General features: G+C 45.5%; 18 protein-coding genes and 1 tRNA gene. 12 read left to right on the top strand and 7 right to left on the bottom strand.

Going from position 1 to position 17,265, the window contains the following annotated elements; genetic code table 11:
- Window positions 1-538 precede the first annotated feature (538 nt).
- The 7 genes from PPO43_RS09155 to PPO43_RS09185 all read left to right on the top strand — a co-directional run bounded on the left by PPO43_RS09155 (window position 539) and on the right by PPO43_RS09185 (window position 5,226).
- On the top strand, window positions 539-2,083 hold the full coding sequence (locus PPO43_RS09155; RefSeq protein ID WP_272617069.1) for a S8 family serine peptidase: 1,545 nt from the start codon (window positions 539-541) through the stop codon (window positions 2,081-2,083).
- Window positions 2,084-2,235: 152 nt separating this feature from the next.
- Window positions 2,236-2,309 (top strand) — tRNA-Arg (locus PPO43_RS09160).
- 74 nt (window positions 2,310-2,383) lie between these two features.
- Window positions 2,384-2,782 carry a 50S ribosomal protein L28 gene (rpmB, locus tag PPO43_RS16245; RefSeq protein WP_442985421.1) on the top strand — a complete coding sequence of 133 codons (399 nt, stop codon included), beginning with the start codon at window positions 2,384-2,386 and terminating at the stop codon, window positions 2,780-2,782.
- A gap of 22 nt (window positions 2,783-2,804) precedes the next feature.
- Window positions 2,805-2,993 (top strand): 50S ribosomal protein L33, encoded by a 189-nt coding sequence (rpmG, locus tag PPO43_RS09170; protein ID WP_272617070.1) that lies wholly within the window; start codon window positions 2,805-2,807, stop codon window positions 2,991-2,993.
- 39 nt (window positions 2,994-3,032) lie between these two features.
- Window positions 3,033-3,209 (top strand): DUF4295 family protein, encoded by a 177-nt coding sequence (locus tag PPO43_RS09175; RefSeq protein WP_272617071.1) that lies wholly within the window; start codon window positions 3,033-3,035, stop codon window positions 3,207-3,209.
- A 130-nt stretch (window positions 3,210-3,339) separates the two neighbouring features.
- Window positions 3,340-4,308: a signal recognition particle-docking protein FtsY gene (ftsY, locus tag PPO43_RS09180; protein WP_272617072.1), complete on the top strand. Its 969-nt coding sequence runs from the start codon at window positions 3,340-3,342 to the stop codon at window positions 4,306-4,308.
- Between the two features lie 3 nt (window positions 4,309-4,311).
- Window positions 4,312-5,226 carry a bile acid:sodium symporter family protein gene (locus PPO43_RS09185; protein WP_272617074.1) on the top strand — a complete coding sequence of 305 codons (915 nt, stop codon included), beginning with the start codon at window positions 4,312-4,314 and terminating at the stop codon, window positions 5,224-5,226.
- 48 nt (window positions 5,227-5,274) lie between these two features.
- Here the strand turns inward: PPO43_RS09185 and PPO43_RS09190 are convergent, their stop codons facing one another.
- The 3 genes from PPO43_RS09190 to PPO43_RS09200 all read right to left on the bottom strand — a co-directional run bounded on the left by PPO43_RS09190 (window position 5,275) and on the right by PPO43_RS09200 (window position 7,619).
- Window positions 5,275-6,105, bottom strand: a complete 831-nt coding sequence (locus PPO43_RS09190; protein ID WP_272617076.1) for a carbonic anhydrase — start codon at window positions 6,103-6,105, stop codon at window positions 5,275-5,277.
- A gap of 182 nt (window positions 6,106-6,287) precedes the next feature.
- Window positions 6,288-7,070: a lipoprotein signal peptidase gene (locus PPO43_RS09195; RefSeq protein ID WP_272617078.1), complete on the bottom strand. Its 783-nt coding sequence runs from the start codon at window positions 7,068-7,070 to the stop codon at window positions 6,288-6,290.
- 90 nt (window positions 7,071-7,160) lie between these two features.
- Window positions 7,161-7,619, bottom strand: a complete 459-nt coding sequence (locus tag PPO43_RS09200; RefSeq protein ID WP_272617080.1) for an SRPBCC family protein — start codon at window positions 7,617-7,619, stop codon at window positions 7,161-7,163.
- Between the two features lie 200 nt (window positions 7,620-7,819).
- Here PPO43_RS09200 and PPO43_RS09205 point away from each other — a divergent pair, with 200 nt between their 5' ends.
- Entirely contained in the window at window positions 7,820-8,437 is a 618-nt protein-coding gene (locus PPO43_RS09205) for a Maf family nucleotide pyrophosphatase (RefSeq protein ID WP_272617082.1), read from the top strand.
- Between the two features lie 266 nt (window positions 8,438-8,703).
- Here PPO43_RS09205 and PPO43_RS09210 read toward each other — a convergent pair whose 3' ends face one another.
- Window positions 8,704-9,285, bottom strand: a complete 582-nt coding sequence (locus tag PPO43_RS09210) for a sigma-70 family RNA polymerase sigma factor (RefSeq protein WP_002658221.1) — start codon at window positions 9,283-9,285, stop codon at window positions 8,704-8,706.
- A 385-nt stretch (window positions 9,286-9,670) separates the two neighbouring features.
- On the opposite strand from PPO43_RS09210, the gene uvrA reads away from it, so the two are divergent.
- Window positions 9,671-12,463, top strand: a complete 2,793-nt coding sequence (gene uvrA / locus PPO43_RS09215) for an excinuclease ABC subunit UvrA (protein WP_272617085.1) — start codon at window positions 9,671-9,673, stop codon at window positions 12,461-12,463.
- Between the two features lie 230 nt (window positions 12,464-12,693).
- Here the strand turns inward: uvrA and PPO43_RS09220 are convergent, their stop codons facing one another.
- From PPO43_RS09220 to PPO43_RS09230, 3 genes are all read right to left on the bottom strand, one after another.
- The gene (locus PPO43_RS09220) at window positions 12,694-13,044 is read right to left on the bottom strand and encodes a DUF3276 family protein (RefSeq protein WP_272617087.1); all 351 of its coding nucleotides are present in this window, start codon (window positions 13,042-13,044) and stop codon (window positions 12,694-12,696) included.
- 360 nt (window positions 13,045-13,404) lie between these two features.
- On the bottom strand, window positions 13,405-13,860 hold the full coding sequence (locus PPO43_RS09225; protein WP_272617089.1) for a MarR family winged helix-turn-helix transcriptional regulator: 456 nt from the start codon (window positions 13,858-13,860) through the stop codon (window positions 13,405-13,407).
- Window positions 13,861-13,897: 37 nt separating this feature from the next.
- The gene (locus PPO43_RS09230) at window positions 13,898-14,215 is read right to left on the bottom strand and encodes a helix-turn-helix domain-containing protein (RefSeq protein WP_272617091.1); all 318 of its coding nucleotides are present in this window, start codon (window positions 14,213-14,215) and stop codon (window positions 13,898-13,900) included.
- 151 nt (window positions 14,216-14,366) lie between these two features.
- On the opposite strand from PPO43_RS09230, the gene PPO43_RS09235 reads away from it, so the two are divergent.
- The 3 genes from PPO43_RS09235 to PPO43_RS09245 all read left to right on the top strand — a co-directional run bounded on the left by PPO43_RS09235 (window position 14,367) and on the right by PPO43_RS09245 (window position 16,358).
- Window positions 14,367-15,080, top strand: a complete 714-nt coding sequence (locus PPO43_RS09235) for a S24 family peptidase (protein WP_272617093.1) — start codon at window positions 14,367-14,369, stop codon at window positions 15,078-15,080.
- Window positions 15,081-15,156: 76 nt separating this feature from the next.
- Window positions 15,157-15,990, top strand: coding sequence for an alpha/beta hydrolase (locus PPO43_RS09240; protein WP_272617095.1), 834 nt, complete (start codon window positions 15,157-15,159; stop codon window positions 15,988-15,990).
- A gap of 50 nt (window positions 15,991-16,040) precedes the next feature.
- Window positions 16,041-16,358, top strand: a complete 318-nt coding sequence (locus tag PPO43_RS09245; protein ID WP_272617097.1) for an SCP2 sterol-binding domain-containing protein — start codon at window positions 16,041-16,043, stop codon at window positions 16,356-16,358.
- The last annotated feature ends 907 nt before the right edge of the window (window positions 16,359-17,265 follow it).

Raw genomic sequence — 17,265 nt, forward strand, 5'->3', positions numbered from 1 at the left:
AAGTTAAGCTGCTGACTTAATGAACTTATTCCCAATGGCTAATGAGCTAGCTTTTTCCTAGCTCGACTTAGGATTTGTCTAGCTCTTTTAGGTCCTAGGGCTAAATCCCAAGCTTGGGGGCTGCTGCAAACTGGCGAGCGGAAGTCCTTCTTTACTTTCGTGAAGGTTTTGTTAAAGTTATTTATAACTGAACTTATCCAAAGAGCTAAAGAATGACCTTTTTAGTATCATTAACGATGTCTGAGCTATAGTCAATGATGTTTGGAAGGTCGTTTATGATGTTAGCGAGCTTATTGACTAGCTTTGAGGGCCTAATAATTTGGGGAGAGCTGCTTTGGGTTTAGTTTTATGCGTCTAGAGGCGGCGCAGCCGCCGGCTGAGGGATGGACAGCAGTGGCCGTCAGGCCAGACCAAGGCGCTGCAAGCGCCGCAGGGCCGAGCGAATAGCGAGCTGCGAAACAGCCCGACCCGCCCGTAGGGCGGGGCAGCCCCAGAACAAAAAACATGGTCAATTTGTAATTGAAAAAATCGAAAAGATATGCGACTAAAAATAATGCTGATCCTAGTATGTTTGTCGGGCAGTTTATGGGGGCAAAAAAAGCTGTTATTGCGTTTAGAGCCGGGGCAGGAGTTGCCGCAATGGGGGCAGAAAAAAGTTTGTTTGGCGGCAGATTGGGGCATTTGGAGCTATAGCATTGCGGAGGAGGATAGTGCGGTAGTGCAGCAGTATTTAGTGCAGCATTTTGGGCCAGAAAATTGGCAGTGGGCGCATCAGTTGCGTTATCGGGCTCGTCCGAACGATCCAGAATATGACTTTTGGCAGTGGAACATGGAATTATTGGGTTTGCCAGAGATTTGGGAAGAGACCAGTGGGGGATTAGCGGGGCAGGACAGCATTGTAGTGGCGGTCATTGATGGGGGAGGGGATTGGCAGCATGAGGATTTGGCCGAGAATATATATGTCAATTGGGGGGAGGTTCCGGATGATGGGATAGACAATGACCAGAACGGTTATATTGATGATTTTCGGGGTTGGCGGGCAGATACAGAGGATGATGAGCATGCGCCCGACAGTCATGCTAGTTCGGTAGCGGGGATCATAGGGGCCAGGGGAGATAATGGGATAGGCATGGCGGGTATTAATTGGCGGGTAAAAGTCATGTTGCTATCGGCCCAGTCGGCCAACAGTCTGTTAGAAGAGGGGAATTTATTGGCGACCTACTACTATATATGGAAAATGCGGCAGTTATATAAAGAGAGTGGGGGACAGCGGGGGGCCTATATATTAGTGAGTAATTTATCGGCGGGGGTAGACTTTGGGCGGCCGGAGGATCATCCGCTTTGGTGTGGGGTTTATGATAGTTTGGGTCAGGCGGGCATATTGAGTGTGGCGGCCAGTATGAATCGGAAAGAAAACATAGATGAGGTTGGGGACATGCCCTGTCTTTGTCCCTCGGAGGCCTTAATGACCGTAAGTTTGAGTAATCGTTATGATGCATTGGACCAAAATGCGCCCTATGGTCCTTTGCATTTAGATTTGGCGGCGCCGGGGGCAGTTTATACGCTTCGGCCTAACGATACTTATAATGTATTTGGGGGGACCTCTGGGGCGGCGCCGCATTTGGCTGGGGGCATTGCCTTATTGGCGAGTTATCCGGCTGCGGATTGGCAGGCCTATTTAAAAGCGGAGCCGCAGGCGGCCATGTACTTATTGCGGGATATTATATTGGCCACGGTGAGCAAGAAAGAGGATATGGAGGAATTAAAATCTGGGGGGCGCTTAGATTTGGGGGCGGCTTTTCGCTTATTAAAATCGCTATATGGGCCAAAGTTGGAGGAAAATTCTTTTTTGTGGAGGCGGGATTCGGACCAACTTTATTTAAGTTATCGGGCGCAAAGGGCTGGAAAATACCGTTTAGTGGTTCGGGATTTGCTAGGGCGGCAAGTTTTTTTAGGAGAAAAACAGCTGCTAGGGGAGGAGCTAACTATTTGGGAATTAGGGTTTTTTGAGAGTCGTCAGCTTTTGTTGATTTCGCTTTATGAAGAAAATAGCCTAATAAAGACAGAAAAATTTGTCTATTAGCAATTGCTTTTCTACCTTTGCAAAGCCCAAAAGGGAAGCCCACAAGCGGCTTGAGAAAATAAATAGTGAAAAAAACTTCAAAAAGTTTTGCAGATATAAAAAACCATCTTATATTTGCAACCGCAACGAAGAAAACACACTACTTGCAAAATGGCTCTGTAGCTCAATTGGATAGAGCATCTGACTACGGATCAGAAGGTTAGGGGTTCGACTCCCTTCAGAGTCACATCTTTATTGTTTTAAAGAATTGATTAGGTTCCACAAGCAATTGTGGAACTTTTTAAATTAGAAAGAGCAGTCATGTCGAGAATTTGTCAATTGACCGGAAAGAAAGCTATGGTGGGAAACAATGTTTCTCACTCTAATCGCAAGACTAGACGTCGTTTCAATGCGAATATTAAAACTAAACGTATTTTTGTACCCGAATCAAATGTTTGGATCAAAGTAAAGGTGAGCATGCGAGCTCTTCGTACGATGAACAAATTGGGGGTATACAACTTCTTGAAGCGCCAGATCGCTAAAGGATATGATCCCTTCATTTGGGTTGAAGATCCTAAAGCTGCTGAAAAGAGCAATGAGCGTGGCTACCGTCGCCTAGAGCACACAGATGCTCAGGGTAACAAGAGCTACAGCATCACTTTCGAACCAGAAAGCGCTGACGACAATCGCAAAGTGCGTCTCTCTTCTGTTATTAAGTAAATAGAAAAAATCATCAGATATTATGGCTAAGAAAAGCAAAGGTAATCGCATACAGGTGATTTTGGAATGCACAGAGCACAAAGAATCTGGTCTTCCTGGCACTTCACGCTACATCACTGTGAAGAACCGTAAGAACACACCTGCTCGTATGGAGTTGAAGAAATACAATCCCATCTTGAAGCGTTACACTATCCATAAGGAGATTAAGTAATTTTTCGAGAACAATCCGCTCGACAAAAAATAAATCGTCATGGCTAAGAAAGTATCAAAAAACGCACGTGTAGCCCAGCGTGCTGCTAATGCAGGCAGTGGTAAAGATCACGTGAGAGTTGTTAAGTCCATTAAGGACCCCAACACAGGAAAGTATTCTTACAAAGAAGTTATCGTCCACAAAGATCAAGTGGAAGACTTCTTCAAGAATAAATAATCAGGTAATTAAGGCAAATTATGAAAGTGGCTCTTCCTGTTGAGGGAAGAGCCCTTTCTGTTTTTTTATTTGACCTTTTTTTGCGTTCTTTAAGCTCTCCTTATTGTTCATCTAGATTAAGCAGTCTCGTATGGGATTTTTTAACAAACTTTTCGGGAAGAAAGAAAAAGAAGACCTGGATAAAGGCCTAGAAAAAACGAAGACCAATTTCTTCAATAAAATGTCTAGGGCTATTGCCGGTAAAACAAAGGTAGATGATGAGGTACTAGATGAATTAGAGTCAGTACTAATCCAGTCTGATGTAGGACTAAAAACTACCATCAAAATTATAGAGCGTATCGAGGAGCGAGTAGCTCGCGATAAGTATATGTCTACCTCTGAGCTAAATGAGATTCTCCGAGATGAGATTGTTCAGCTATTGGGTGAAAATACTACAGAAGAGACTAATTTCTTTTCTATTCCAGAGGAGGCCAAACGGCCCTATATTATTTTGATTGTAGGCGTAAATGGAGCAGGGAAAACAACGACTATTGGTAAATTGGCCAAGCGTTTTGTAGACCAAGGGCATAAGGTAGTTTTGGGTGCTGCAGATACGTTCCGCGCGGCGGCTGTAGATCAGTTGGGCATTTGGGCGGAAAGAGTGGGCTGCGATTTTTATAGCAAGGGAATGAATACAGACCCTGCTGCCGTGGCTTATGAGACCACTCAATACGCTATTCAAAATAACTGTGATATAGCGATTATTGATACTGCTGGACGTCTACACAACAACAAACAATTGATGGCTGAGCTCTCTAAGATTAAGCGCTCACTCTCTAAACAGATCGAGGATGCCCCCCATGAGGTGATGTTGGTACTCGATGGTTCTGTAGGCCAAAATGCTTTCATCCAAGCCGAAGAGTTTACTAAGGCTACAGATGTGAGCTCACTAGCTATCACTAAACTAGATGGTACCGCCAAAGGTGGTGTGGTGATTGGTATTAGTGACCAGTTTAAGATTCCAATTAAATATATCGGGGTAGGAGAGGGCATTGAGCATCTCCAAGCCTTTAATAAACGCAGTTTTGTCGACTCTTTCTTCTCGCAAAAAGAAGACTAGTCTATGTTCCTGCTTACAGATATTGACCAGCTAGAGCTGGCTTTTAGTCCAAGTACCCAACTTCTATTGAAGCTGGTACTTGGACTTATTATTTTTGGGGTGGCTCTAGACCTCCGTGGACAAGATTTTCTGCGTTTACTTAAACAGCCGCTGCCAATTATTTTGGGCCTTTTAGGACAGCTCTTTCTGCTGCCAGCGCTTTCTTTTGCTTTTTTGTATGCTGCTTGGGCATTAAATATAGCACCTTTGCCTAGCATTGCATTGGGAATGTTATTGGTGGCCGCTTGTCCAGGTGGAAATATGTCCAATTTTTTTACGCATTTAGCCAAAGGAGATACAGCTCTTTCTGTGAGTTTATCGGCTTGTACTACTTTGCTAGCTGCTGTTAGCACACCTCTCAATTTTATGTTTTGGGGGAGCCGCTTGCCCTTTGCTCAAGAGCAAATGAAAACGCTATCCTTAGACTTTCTACCACTCTTTATAGATGTTAGCCTTATGTTGGGCTTGCCGCTTCTGCTCGGCCTTATATTGGCTAATTTTCGACCTAACTTGGCCCGCAGAATGTCGCCCATCTTTAAATGGCTTTCTATTGTATTTTTTGGCCTTTTGGTGGTTTTGGCTTTTATCTCTAATATTCAGATTTTTCTTGGCTACATTGGAGCCGTAATCTTTTTGGTCATTTTGCAAAATGCCTTGGCATTAGGGCTAGGCATGGGCTTGGCCAAAGGCTTTCGACTGCCTTGGGCTCAACAAAAAACCTTGAGTATTGAGCTGGGTATCCAAAACTCAGGCCTTGGCCTAGTGCTCTGCTTTCAATATTTTAGTGGCTTGGGGGGAATGGCGCTGATTGCTGCCTGCTGGGGGATTTGGCATATTATCTCAGGCCTTGGCTTGGCTTTTTATTGGTCCAAGAAATAAAGAACAAAAAAGCGCAGCAGATTAGGTATCTGTTGCGCTTTTCCAACACTAGAAATTTGGACTCGCCTTAACAATGCGATCATTAACAGGCTGCTCATTCCGATAATTATGAACAGGCATATTCTCTTCTAAAATTTTGGCCTGTTTCAAGGAGATATTGATCGGCGTTTTGAAGATATACCACTGTACATTTTCTGAACAAGGAGGAGTAGTTAAAGACCCTTTGTAGTGATAGTAGCTTCTATCCTTGGGCAAGTTTAAATTCATATCAAAAGGCTTCCCAATCTCTTTTTTCGCACCAGCGGCCAAAGGCAAATAAGTCTCTAAAAAATCAAAGGGAGCACTTTGTCCACCTTCTTTGGCCATGACCGCTAAAACAGCAATATCTCCATCTTGGTTAGCGTGTACCAAATGCATTTCTAAGGGGTAGCGAACGCCCTCTATGGTGTGCTCAGAAGGCTCGTGAAAATGAAACTGCTTGAGATAAAACTTTTCGCCCTCCAAAACAATATAATCGCCTTCCTCAAAATCATATTGAATGGAATGGCCATTGTTAACCACATCATGCAAAATGGTTTGGTCCGCATACTGAATATCTAAAGGCGGAAGCTGCTCGTCGCTTTGGTACTCCACAATGTTAATTGGAGACTGATGCTGGCCCCCACAATCCGAAGTTTTTTCAAGCTCGGCCCAATGCTCAGGCCCCGTTTCTCCCTGATAACTCCAGTCTTCATGCTGTCTGGCTGGCGCAGATTCCAACTTAACAGGGCTTTTTTCTACACTATTCGGATGATGCTCGTTAATGTGTACTTCCTTAGACGCACAGGCATTTAAGCCTAGCCCCATAACAATTAGGGCTAAGTAGGTTAGCGTTTTCATAGATTTTCTTTTTTGTAGCTATTGGATATCTACAAATGTCGAGGCCAAACAAGACTTCTTTGATGATTTTTGTCACAAAGCCAAGATTTTAAGGCATAAAAATCTAAGCAGCCCCCCTTTCTAAATGAAAAAAGCCAGCTGTTAGGCTGGCTTTTGTATTTCTTGCAAACGATAAATAATGACTAATCTTCTTCCTCATCTAGATCAATATCTAAACCGATAGATTCATCTATTGCCGCCGAATCTTCTTCCTCAACAAGAGGCTCTTCTGTTTGGGCCGCTATAGGCGGCACTTCCGTAGGAGTTGGAATGCTTGCTGGATTTTCATCTTCTTTGGGCGAATTCCCCACGGTCTCCATAAAATCCTGATAACAAAAGATGATTAAAAAGACGCCTAAACTAATAGAAGCATCTGCTAAGTTGAAAATCGGCTGGAAAAACAAAAAGTGTTTTCCCCCCACAAAAGGCATCCAACTCGGATAATCGCCCTCTAAAAGCGGAAAATAAAACATATCCACAACCCGGCCATAGAGCAAGGGTGCATAGCCCTCCCCAAAAGTAGTGACTTCAGCCAAACCTCCATGCATCGGACTTTCTGTGAAAAAAGCACCATAAAACACACTATCCAAAATATTCCCTAAGGCCCCAGCCAAAATAAAGGAAACACTACTAATTAAGGTCCGCCCTTTTTTGTTTTTGATAATCTGATAGAGGTAAACCGACATAATCGTCACGGCCACTAAGCGAAAACTGCTCAAGAAAAGCTTGCCGTAAGCCCCCCCAAATTCTAGCCCAAAGGCCATCCCCGGATTTTCCGTAAAATAAATCTGTCCCCAATCTTGGCCCTCTCCAAAAATATTGAAATGTTGGCCCATTTGCATATTGAGCTTGACCCAAATCTTGAGCCACTGATCGCTAACCAAAACGATAATCAATAGCAAGCTCGCTAGTATTCCTCTTTTCAAAATGTATTTATTTTCTGTTCCTGAGATTCTATCCCAACAAAAATAATAAAGTTCTGCATAACTCGCTTTGAGAAGCCCAAATTCTGAACTTTATTGCCTATTCGGCCCCACCAAGCGAAAATATTTCCGATAAATCGGCTTGCGATAAGCAAATTGCAACCAAAGCGAAGGATAAAGCAATAAATTTAAGCCCTTAGGCGCCTCATAATCAATCTCATCAATAATATAACTGCCCGAATCGGCCGGCAAAACCCAATGCTTGTGCCGCCATTTCTTCAAGAAAAATGGCAACTCATCCCCCTCCGATTCATCCACAAAATAATAGCCCCCATGCGCCTCGCCATGCTCCGTAATCCGCCCCCGCCAGTTTTGCTTAAATAACCCAAAATTCAACTGCATCTCTACCCGATCTCCCGTCTCACAGCCATCAAAACGCAGCAGTTTTAAGCCAACCCCTGGCGGCTTGAGCTTCATAAATAAATCCTGATCAAAAGCAGCCATCACGTCTTTGGGCGCCTGCTCCACTCGCGTTCGTAATAAAATTTCCATCTCCTTTTTTTCTGCTTGATGAGTTGATTATTTTGGGGCCTCCCGCCTTTGGCGGGCGCTACGCTTTGGGGCTCGCTATTCGCTCGGCCCTTCGCCAGCTTTGCTGGCTCGGTCTGGCCTTCGGCCACCCCGCCGCATCGCTAGGCCTGCGGGCCTGACGGCCCTGCAAAACCTTTTATTGGACCATTATATCTATACTTATGTCTGCTTCTATTCCATTGTTTTTTCCCGAACTAGAAATCCTTTTAGCCTCCAAATCGCCCAGAAGACAACAGTTGTTGCGAGATATGGGCCTGCGCTTTCAGCAAATTGCCCAAAATGTAGAAGAGGATTATCCCGCTAGCCTTCCCCTAGCCGATATTGCTCTCTTTTTGGCCCAAAAAAAGGCCCGTTCGGTCTTGCACCTACTAGAGAAACCCGAACAGCTGCTCCTCTGTTCAGACACGACCGTAATTGATGCCGAAAATAGCTACGAAAAACCCCAATCAACAGAAGAGGCCAAAGCCTTTTTAAAGGCCTTATCGGGTAAAACACATGAGGTCCGTACCGCTGTTTGCCTTTGGGGCCAAGAAAAACGCTATGATATTGTAGGCAGCTCCAAAGTAGAATTTGCCGAGTTGACAGACCAACAAATTGATTATTACGTCAGCCATTTTCAACCCTTTGATAAGGCAGGTGGCTACGCCATCCAAGAATGGATTGGCCTCATCGGTATTAAAGGCATCCAAGGCAGTTATTTTAATATTGTGGGCCTCCCCAGCCAACAATTATTTGTTGCCCTTTGCGATTACCAAACTCTTTTGGACCAAAAAAAATAGCGCTCCTACAGGCGGCGAAGCCGCCGCAAAGGCGCGAAGCGCCGCGGCTGAGGGATGTGAAAGGGTGGCCGCAGGCCAGACCGAGCTAGCGAAGCTGGCGAAGGGCCGAGCAGAGCTGCGAGCCCTGAAACGTAGCGCCGACGAGCGTAGCGAGGCGGAGGCCCCAAAAACAACAAAAAGAGCGACTCGCTCAGCAGCAAGTCGCTCTTTTTATAGCTTTTAAAAAAAAAGACAAAAAAAACTGTAACCAAAACATAGGGTAAGACTTATTGAAGTGAAATCTGTCGTTCCTCAATCATTCGGCGAATATTGATCAGAGCATAGCGCATACGGCCCAAGGCAGTATTGATGCTTACTTTGGTGAGCTGAGCAATTTCTTTGAAAGAAAGCTCGGCATAATGGCGGAGGATAATGACCTCACGTTGTTCTTTGGGTAGGCAATCGACCAGTTGGCGGACTTTATCGTAGGTTTGGCGCTTCATGATGCGAGTTTCTTGATTGTCCTCATTGACTTTAAGGATGTCGAGGATATCAAAATCATCGCTAGCAGCCACGGTAGGCCGGCGCTTGTTCTTGCGGAAATGATCGACACAAAGATTGTAAGAGATGCGCAAAGCCCATTGAAGAAATTTACCTTCTTCATTGTAGCGGCCAGAGCGAAAAGTGTCGATAATTTTGATGAAAGTCTCTTGAAAAAGATCGTTAGCTAGATCTTTATCTTTGACAAACATATAGATAGAGGTATAAATTCTAGCTTTATGCTTGTTCAATAGGTTTTCAAAAGACTTTTCGTCTCCTTGCATGTAGCTACGGATAAGGTCCCGATCGTGAGCAGATTTACAGGTCATGGCAGTATTTTTTAGGTACAACAAGAGTATGCAGTCTTAGGACAGGCTGTTCAGGGCAGACTATGCCCATAAGGTAAGGAGTAAACAGATTAAGGAGTGGCCCAAGGCGCATGTTTAAGAACTAGGAAATTTGAACTAAAGGTGTAAATCTTTGTACGATAGGCAAAGCTTGTTTTTTCTTATTAGAGGAGAAGGTTATTTTTTTTGGAGTATTGGGGGCTAGGCGCAAATATAATTCATTATTTAGGGAATTGGCCTATGTCCAAGTTTGTTTTTTATCTTTGTGGGCCTAATAATCAGCTGTGGAACATTATTTTTTGCCGCAGCGAGGACCCATTTTTTAGTTTTCCTTAAGATTACGCACAATTGCCTGAAAGGTTGCAAGATGAGAGAAAAAAAATCAATTCGCATTAAGGGGGCCAACGCCAACAACCTTAAAAACGTAGATGTAGAAATTCCCTATCATCAGTTGGTCGTCGTGACTGGTGTTTCGGGCTCTGGAAAATCATCCTTGACCATGGACACGCTCTATGCAGAAGGGCAGCGCCGCTATGTCGAGAGTTTATCTTCTTATGCTCGACAGTTTTTGATGCGGATGAAAAAGCCCGAAGTAGACCAAATTAGCGGCCTTTGTCCCGCTATTGCTATTGAGCAAAGAGTGGGTAACAAAAACGCTAGATCTACAGTAGGCACCCTAACCGAAGTCTACGATTACCTCCGAGTGCTTTTTGCTAGAGTAGGGCATACTTTTTCGCCAATTTCTGGCCAAGAAGTAAAGAAGCAATCCGTAACTGATGTGGTTGATTTTTTACATCAGCTAGAAAATGGCCAAAAGGTCCTTTTACTCGCTCCTGTTTTGTTACAAGGCCGAAGCCTAGAACAAAGCCTAGATCTACTCCTCCAAAAAGGCTATACTCGCCTGCAATGGGAAGGCAAAACACGTAAAATACAAGAACTTTTAGAAGAGGAACTCCCCAAAACGGAGGCTGTTCCTTATCTTCTGATTGATCGATTTGTGATAAACAAAGACGATGCCGAAAACAATAAACGAATTGCAGATTCCGTTGACTCTGCCTTTCAAGAGGGACTTGGCCGCTGTTTTATGGATTGCCTAGATGGTCAATTACATAGTTTTAGTACTCGCTTTGAATTAGACGGCCAAAGCTTTGAAGAACCTAGTCCCCAACTGTTCAATTTTAATAGCTCTTTGGGCGCTTGCCCCGCCTGCGAAGGTTATGGCAAAGCCTTAGGCATCGATGAGGAAAAAGTAATTCCCAATAAACAAAAATCCATTTTTGAAGATGCTGTGGCCTGCTGGCGCGGAGATAAAGCCAGCCGATGGCTCAAAAAGCTTCTCAAAGTGGCCGATAAGTTTGATTTTCCCGTCCATCGCCCTTATCGAGAACTCAATGCTCAACAATTGCAGGACCTCTGGGAGGGCAATAAGCATTTTGATGGAATCAATGGCTTTTTTAAAGATTTAGAAAGCCACTCTTATAAGATCCAAAACCGAGTAATGCTGGCTCGCTACCGAGGCAAAACGATTTGCCCTAGCTGCCAAGGCTCTCGCCTCCGCCCCGAAGCGCTTTACATAAAAATCAATGGCTATCATATTGGGCAATTGGTCCAAATGCCCATTGACCAGCTAGTGGAGGTCCTCGATAAATTGGAACTAAGCCCACAAGAAGCCGAAATTGCCGATCGCCTGCTAGAAGAAATTAAAGGGCGCCTAAATATTATGCTGGAAGTCGGTCTGAGCTACCTTAGCCTCGATCGCCTTTCTGCTAGCCTTTCTGGCGGAGAAATTCAACGTATTCACCTGACCCGAACCTTGGGGAGCAACCTGACGAGCTCGCTCTATGTACTCGATGAACCCAGTATTGGGCTGCACCCCAGAGATACAGACCGACTAATTAAGGTTTTGCGCAAATTGCGCGACCTAGGAAATACCGTGGTGGTGGTCGAACATGAAGAGGATATTATCGCCCAAGCCGATTATCTCATTGATGTAGGCCCTTTTGCTGGCGTACATGGCGGAGAAATCGTCTTCGCTGGCCCCTATCCCGAAATTCATACTACCGCAGCCGATAGCCTAACCGCTAAATATATGAGCGGCCGTATGGAGATCCCCCTGCCCGATAATCGCCGAAAACCACATAGCTTTATCCGCCTAGAAGGCGCAGCAGAATATAATCTCAAGAATATTGATGTTAATTTCCCGCTGAATAGTTTTTCGGTGGTGACAGGCGTGAGCGGTAGCGGAAAAACAACCCTGGTCAAGGGTATTTTATACCCCGCACTATTGCGCGCCCTAGGCGAAGACAGCAAGAAAAAACCCGGTGCCTTTAAGGCCCTAAGCGGAGATTATGAGCAAATTGGCCAAATCGAAATGGTGAATCAATCGCCAATTGGCCGCTCTTCCCGCTCCAATCCCGTAACTTATGTCAAGGCTTATGATGCCATCCGCGGACTCTTCGCCAAGCAGCATACGGCCAAAATGCAAAACTTTAAACCTAAACATTTCTCTTTTAATGTAGAGGCAGGCCGCTGCGAAAGCTGTAAAGGCGAAGGCGAAACCATTGTTTCTATGCAGTTTTTGGCCGATGTACGCCTCATCTGTGAGGATTGCAATGGCCAACGTTTCCAAAAAGAGGTGCTGGCTGTAAAGTATAAGGATAAATCTATTTACGATGTGCTCGAAATGACGGTGGAGGAAGCGCTGCTGTTTTTTGAAGAGCAAAAAGATATTGTCCGCAAACTCCAACCCCTAGCCGATGTCGGCTTGGGCTATATCCGCCTCGGCCAATCGTCTAGCACGCTCTCTGGCGGAGAGGCCCAAAGGGTAAAGCTAGCCGCTTTCCTAGGCAAGGATGAAGGCCGAACTCCACATATTCTCTTCATTTTTGATGAACCCACTACTGGCCTGCATTTTCACGATATCAAAAAGCTTTTGGATGCCTTTAATGCCTTGGTGGAGGCTGGCCATAGCGTGATCGTAATCGAACACAATATGGAGGTCATCAAATCTGCCGATTATATTATTGACCTTGGCGCCGAAGGCGGCAAAAATGGCGGCCAACTGATTTTCCAAGGTAGCCCAGAAGAAATGCTAAAAATTAAAGGCTCTTATACTGCCGATTTCCTCCGAGCAAAGCTCAAAGAAGTGATGAAGTCTTAAGTTTTGGGGCTGCCCCGCCCTGCGGGCGGGTCGGGCTGTGTCAGGGCTCGCAGCTCTGCTCGGCCCTTCGCCAGCTTCGCAGCTCGGTCTGGCCTGCGGCCACCCTTTTCCATCCCTCAGCCGATGCGGGCGCTCCGCGCCCTGTAGATCGTAGCAAATAATTGGTCCATAAAATAGCAAGCCCCCTTTTCTATACAGAAAAGGGGGCTTTTTGCTGAGCAAGCTCATGACTACCAGTCATTCTCTTCAGAAGAGTTTCCTTGCTCAAAATCCCATTCGCCATCATCTTCATAGCGACGGCTGTATTCTTCGTAGTCGTAGTCTGGCAACAACTCCGTTTTAACATGCTCTACTACTTCGTTCAAGTTCTCTACAAAGCGATTGAAGTCTTCTTTGTATAAGAAAATCTTGTGTCTAGAGTAGCTCTCGTCCTCAAAACGGCGTGTACTCTCCGTAATGGTCACATAATAATCATTCCCTCTGGTCTGCCGTACATCAAAGAAGTACGTTCGGCGTTTACCCGCTTTTACTTTGCGCGAAAAAACACTCTCGAAGCGCCGGTCTTTATTGTCAAATCCCACGTCCTACAAATTTTGGTTGCGTAAAAAGAAAATCTTGCGAACAAATGTAATTTTTTTATCCCAAAAAAAAGAAAGGGAGCTTTAGCATTCTCAGCGTTTTTTACGGAAAATAGGCGGCGCAGCCGCCGCAAAGGAGCGAAGCGACGCGGCTGAGGGATGGTAGTAGGTGGCCGCAGGCCAGACCCAGCAAAATGAGCCTAGCGAATTTTGCGCAGGGCCGAGCGAGCAGCGAGCCTACGCACAGCCCGACCCGCCCGATCATTCATGAGGGTTTTCACCCTCATTTTGTATAGCTTCGCAAAGCGATACCGCTTTGCGCTGGCTTTCAAGCCCGCGGAAGGGGCAGCCCCAAAAAACACCCTAGCCTCTCAACTGATCCAATAAATCACTGAGTTGCCCCGCCTCATCAGGCTCTAAATGACTCATGCGCTCGGCCATCTGTGCTTCTAGGTTGGCAGAGGCTTCAGCCAATACTTTTAAGCCCTCCTCCTTAATATAAATATCTACTCTTCGACGGTCTTGCTTGCAAGATTTTCGTTCTACTAAGCCTTTACGCTGCAGCTTTTCTACCAAACGAGAAGCATTGGAGGTTTTGTCAATCATGCGTTCCGTCAATAACTTAACGGTGGCTGGCTTGCCCCGCATTCCGCGCAAAATCCGTAAGATGTTAAATTGCTGCACCGATAGCCCATAAGGTTTTAGCACATCGGTTTGTAGTTTACTGAGCCAAGAGGCCGTAAACAAAATGTTGACTCCTACTTTCTGATACATATCTCTAAATGGACGCTGTTGATTGATCTCTTCCTCTATTTTCATCTTGCTTTAAGTTGTTAACTATTAGACAATTTTGGCCCTAAAAAGTTGCCAAACTGTCCAACTGGCTTTTATCTATTTTTATCCCCAAAAAGGCCTCTATCTCATCTACCTTTTCATAAATAGGCGTGGCCCGACCCGCCTCTATGAGCCGAAGACTTTCTACCGAAATCCCTAAGCCCTCTGCCAATTCTTCCTGGCTCCATGCCCGACGCTGCCGCTCTACTCGAATTTGTTCCCCCAAATCGTTGGGCCAATCCAATACCGGCGAAGGCTCGGCCAAACAAGCAACAAAAAGAAGGCAAAAACCCAAAAGGAATGGATATAAATTGTTTTTCCCCGAAAAAAATCCAAACATATGCGTTTATTTTTTGCCAAAGTACTAATTTTAAGGCCTAATTGTTTGAAACATAAGTATTTAAAACTTTTTGTTGTTCCTTCTGCCTAATTACTATTAATTACAACTATATGTTGCGAGTTAAGAAGGGGCAAACGAATTCCATACCCATATGACCGACTTTAGCAAAAATATTGTCAACCAACGCTTCGGCCTTATCTATGATGAGCTGACCAAAAGTAATAAAATTAAGGGAAAATCAGACCTTGCCGAGAAGCTGGAGACCTATAATCACGTTATCAATAATGTTCTGAAAGGAGACCGCAGCCTGACTGTCAAGCAGATCAACCTGCTGGTCGAACATTTCGATATTAACGCCAACTTCGTTTTTGGTGGTAGCGAACAACTCTACAATAGCGATAGCAACGAAATCCCTACCCACTCTCTAGCCGAAAAGATTATCCAAGGCCGAAATAATATTACCCTTGTGCCCGATAAAGCCTCGGCCGGCTACGCATTAGCGGTAGATAATAAGGAGTATTTGGACCAATTTAAACGCTTCTCGGTCCCTGGCTTAGAAGGCCCCCTGCTCGCTTTTGAAATCAGCGGAGATAGTATGCTCCCCCATATTACCAATGGCGATATCGTGATCTGCGAAGCCCTAGAACGCAACCAAATGCCCCGAGATAATGGGGTCTATGTGGTCGTTACAGATACCGTGGTAACAAAACGCATCCGTCGGATTAAAGATAGCGAGAGCAACCAGGTTGTCGGACTAGAACTACTGTCCGATAATGAGGTCTACCGCCCCTATCAAGTAGATCTAGAGGAGATTCGCCAAATCCTAAAAGTGAAGGCCCGCCTAACCGCTCACGGCCTAGCTTAATCTTCCGTTAGTTTTTCTTATCTTTCAAGGACCTAAGGTAATTTCACCTTAGGTCCTTTTTTATACTAATCGAACTATGCAAACCTATAACTTTAATTGGAAGAATGCCCAAGGCAAAACGATCTTTGGACAAGGCTGGCTCCCCAATACGCAAGCGCCCAAAGGGGTGGTCCTTTTGGTCCACGGATTAGGCGAACATATCGGCCGATATGCCCATCTTGCCCATTTCTTTACCCAAAAAGGCTGGGCCCTGCTGGCTTCAGATCGCATCGGGCATGGCCAATCAGAAGGGCAGCGCGGTCACACGCCTCAATATGAGGCCCTTTTTAAGGAGATCGATCAACTTTTGGCCGAAAGTCAACGCAAGTTTAATAGCTTGCCTACTTTCCTCTATGGCCACTCTATGGGCGGTAATCTGGTCCTCAACTACATGATCCAAAACCCTAAGGTGCCTATCAAAGGCGTGATTGCGACCTCTTCGGCCCTGCGCCTAGCCTTTGAGCCTCCCGCGATCCAACTCTTTTTGGGCAAACTAATGCGCAAGATTTATCCCGCCTTTTCTCAAGGAAATGGACTGGAGGTGCAGGCTCTCAGCCAAGACCCTAAAGTGGTCCAAGCTTACCAAAATGATCCCCTGGTCCATGATAAGATTTCTGCAGAAACGGCCATTGGCATGATCGAATGGGGACAGAAAGCCCTAGCCAATGCCCAGCAATTGCAAACGCCCGCCCTACTCGTCCATGGTAGCGCCGACCGCATCTGCTCGCCTCTCGGAAGCCGACAATTTGCCGAAACGAGCCCCCTAGCCGACTTGAAACTTTGGGAGGCGGGCTATCACGAGTTGCACAATGAAGCTTTTCAAGAAGAACTTTTTGCTTATATTTGGCAGTGGATGCAGGCCCAACAGTAGTTGCCGCCCCATCCATTACACAGAAGTACCTAAATAAAAATAGAATAACTATGAACGTTCGTGAATTCTTATTGAACCTTCCCTCTAAGATTAGCCCCGAAGCGATCGAAGGAAAAGAAAGCTTATTCCACTTCCTCATCTCTGGAGAAGAAGGAGGCAATTTTACCGCCCGTATCAAAGACGGTAAGGCAGAGGTAGTCGAAGGCCTAGAAGATGAGCCCAAATGCGTGATCAAAACTTCTGATAGCGTATTTAGCAAGATCCTTTCAGGTAAACAAAATCCCCAAATGGCCGTATTTACGGGCAAACTCAAAATTAGCAATCTTAGCGAAATGATGAAGTTTGCAAAGGTCCTTGGCCTTATGTAAGTTACTTTCCAGTTGTTGGACAAAAAGCCAGTATGCCGTTTTAGCGTACTGGCTTTTTTTTATTTTTTCCACTCGGCTTTTCTTATTGCTTACTATTTGGGGCCCGCGGCAAGCTAGCCAAAGGCTAGCTTGGCCGCCGCTATGCTGCGGGGCTCACAGGTCTGTTCGGCCCTTCAGCCGCCTGCGGCGGCTTCGGTCTGGCCTTCGGCCACCCCTCCGCAGCGCTGGGCCGATTCTGTGGGTTGACACCCACAGTAAATGCGGTATTGCTTCGCAATCTTTTATAGAATGAGGGGGAAACCCCTTCATTAAGCTAACCCTTTTGGCCTTTTATCTATCTCGTCTTAGTTAATTGCCCCTTTTCTAGTTATGGGCTGAAGGGTTTAGCCTTCGGCCCATTTTATTAGGGCTTGCATGGCCGCCCTTTTTGCTGTGGGTTTCAACCCACAGGTCGATAGGATATAAATTTTACCCCTAGGGCCAAGGCCCTAGGCTCTAGAATCTGTCATCCCCTCCTGCGAGGGAATTTGTCTTTACCCCTGAGCTTTAACAGTTAAGCAAACAAGATCTTCAATAAACTGCTTTCTCTTGCTCTTCAAACATAAGATTTAGGACCTAAGGAGCCAATACAGAAAATGTCGTCTGGACCTAATTGATCAATAGCGCTAAACAAAAAGCCCCCTCGAAGGAGGGGGCGACTATGACTATTAGCCTAGGGGCAAGCCCCTAGGGTAAAATGACAAGGGCTTAAATACAACCGCATCCAATATTTCGCTGCTAAGCGAGCCTAGCTGATTTGTAGTAGGGTCGGTCCAGAAAAAAAATATAGGGCAAATTAGATAGGGCCAGAGCTAAATGTAAAGATGCAGACGCCTCTGGCCTGGGGCCGGAGCTAAATGTAACGATA

The sequence above is a fragment of the Saprospira sp. CCB-QB6 genome, assembly GCF_028464065.1.
In the GTDB taxonomy this organism is placed as follows: Bacteria; Bacteroidota; Bacteroidia; order Chitinophagales; family Saprospiraceae; genus Saprospira.

Bases quoted from the DNA above. Each gene is read 5' to 3' on its own strand.
- PPO43_RS09175 (WP_272617071.1), top strand. From the start codon at position 3,033: ATGGCTAAGAAAGTATCAAAAAACGCACGTGTAGCCCAGCGTGCTGCT.
- PPO43_RS09190 (WP_272617076.1), bottom strand. From the start codon at position 6,105: ATGAAAACGCTAACCTACTTAGCCCTAATTGTTATGGGGCTAGGCTTA.
- PPO43_RS09240 (WP_272617095.1), top strand. From the start codon at position 15,157: ATGCAAACCTATAACTTTAATTGGAAGAATGCCCAAGGCAAAACGATC.
- PPO43_RS09230 (WP_272617091.1), bottom strand. From the start codon at position 14,215: ATGTTTGGATTTTTTTCGGGGAAAAACAATTTATATCCATTCCTTTTG.
- uvrA (WP_272617085.1), top strand. From the start codon at position 9,671: ATGAGAGAAAAAAAATCAATTCGCATTAAGGGGGCCAACGCCAACAAC.
- PPO43_RS09185 (WP_272617074.1), top strand. From the start codon at position 4,312: ATGTTCCTGCTTACAGATATTGACCAGCTAGAGCTGGCTTTTAGTCCA.
- PPO43_RS09225 (WP_272617089.1), bottom strand. From the start codon at position 13,860: ATGAAAATAGAGGAAGAGATCAATCAACAGCGTCCATTTAGAGATATG.
- PPO43_RS09245 (WP_272617097.1), top strand. From the start codon at position 16,041: ATGAACGTTCGTGAATTCTTATTGAACCTTCCCTCTAAGATTAGCCCC.
- PPO43_RS09205 (WP_272617082.1), top strand. From the start codon at position 7,820: ATGTCTGCTTCTATTCCATTGTTTTTTCCCGAACTAGAAATCCTTTTA.
- PPO43_RS09200 (WP_272617080.1), bottom strand. From the start codon at position 7,619: ATGGAAATTTTATTACGAACGCGAGTGGAGCAGGCGCCCAAAGACGTG.
- PPO43_RS09155 (WP_272617069.1), top strand. From the start codon at position 539: ATGCGACTAAAAATAATGCTGATCCTAGTATGTTTGTCGGGCAGTTTA.
- ftsY (WP_272617072.1), top strand. From the start codon at position 3,340: ATGGGATTTTTTAACAAACTTTTCGGGAAGAAAGAAAAAGAAGACCTG.
- PPO43_RS09210 (WP_002658221.1), bottom strand. From the start codon at position 9,285: ATGACCTGTAAATCTGCTCACGATCGGGACCTTATCCGTAGCTACATG.
- PPO43_RS09235 (WP_272617093.1), top strand. From the start codon at position 14,367: ATGACCGACTTTAGCAAAAATATTGTCAACCAACGCTTCGGCCTTATC.
- rpmG (WP_272617070.1), top strand. From the start codon at position 2,805: ATGGCTAAGAAAAGCAAAGGTAATCGCATACAGGTGATTTTGGAATGC.
- rpmB (WP_442985421.1), top strand. From the start codon at position 2,384: ATGTCGAGAATTTGTCAATTGACCGGAAAGAAAGCTATGGTGGGAAAC.